Here is a 1,091-nt window from a genome sequence, read left to right on the forward strand (position 1 = left end):
ATCGCGCAAGAGGCCCCGGGCAACGCGGCGGCCCACAAGGCCACCGCTTGCCCACCATCAATTCAGGTCCAACAGACGCCCTCGCCCGCCCTTATTTCAGATTGGCAAACCCGCAGCAGCAACGACACGCATCCTCTTGCCAATATTTCCTTCTACGCGGGGCCACCAGAGGAGATGGCCCAACTAGCGCCCAGCAGCGCGCAGCGCAAAGGCAAGACGCTCACCTCGCGGTGGCTGTTCGCTCCTGCCGACCGCGTTTACTGGGTAGCTTGTGAATACGCCGGGACATCGGCCACTGCTACCAAGCCGCTCGACAAAAACATTGCGTCTTGTGTTGCCGAGCACGACATGAACAGCTCGCCACCAGTGCTTAAACGATGGAGCTGCCGCGGAGGCACCGCAGGGTAGCAGGCTGCTCAAATGCCTCTCGACAACACCGAAAGCGGTATTCCCAGTGATCACTTGCCCCTTAGGGCTCTCAGAAAATCCCCTACAGGCTGTTTGATGGGGTCGAGCTTTTTGTGATTGGCATTTGCCAATCTGTATCTCAGCCGTCTGGTAGGGATGAGTGCTCCGTACCAAGACTCGCTGAGAGAGAGCACCATTTAATAAGATATTAATAATGGCCGAAATTAAAATCACTTCGCCAATTGGGAAAACTGTCGGAAATAACCCTCATGAGGTACAAGCGGTTCAGCAGGCTCTCAACCGCCATATGAATTGCAAGATCGGCTATCAGCCCATCAAAGAAGATGGCAGAATTTCTCCTGAAACACTCCAAGCAATCCATGTATTTCAAAAAATGATTGGCGTCACACCCGCAGACTCCATCATTCTTCCCCATGGTTCGACTCACAGGGCCCTGAACAAAGATATCATAAGAATTCTCAATCCCACCGCAGCATGCCTTGTTGCTGATCAAGAAAAAATCAGGCAAGTAATCATTGATAGGGTAAATATTGTTGAACGAAAAACGTGGCAGGCTTTGAACCCTGCCAAGATTCCCCAGAATGACTGGAGCTACCAGTCCATCGCCATTCATCATGCAGGCAATTCGTTCTCATGTGGGGCGAACGGTGTTGATGCCCTAA

Annotated in this window: 2 protein-coding genes; both read left to right on the top strand. The window is 52.3% G+C overall.

Annotation, left to right across the window (positions count from 1 at the left end):
- Positions 1-408: STY0301 family protein (locus tag N4G42_RS25440; protein WP_260669175.1), on the top strand; the 408-nt coding region annotated here is incomplete at its 5' end.
- 214 nt (positions 409-622) lie between these two features.
- The coding region (locus N4G42_RS25445; protein WP_260669176.1) for a peptidoglycan-binding domain-containing protein at positions 623-1,091 on the top strand (469 nt) is incomplete at its 3' end.

The organism is Acidovorax sp. K2F (genome assembly GCF_025246485.1).
Taxonomy (GTDB): Bacteria; Pseudomonadota; Gammaproteobacteria; order Burkholderiales; family Burkholderiaceae_C; genus Acidovorax; species Acidovorax delafieldii.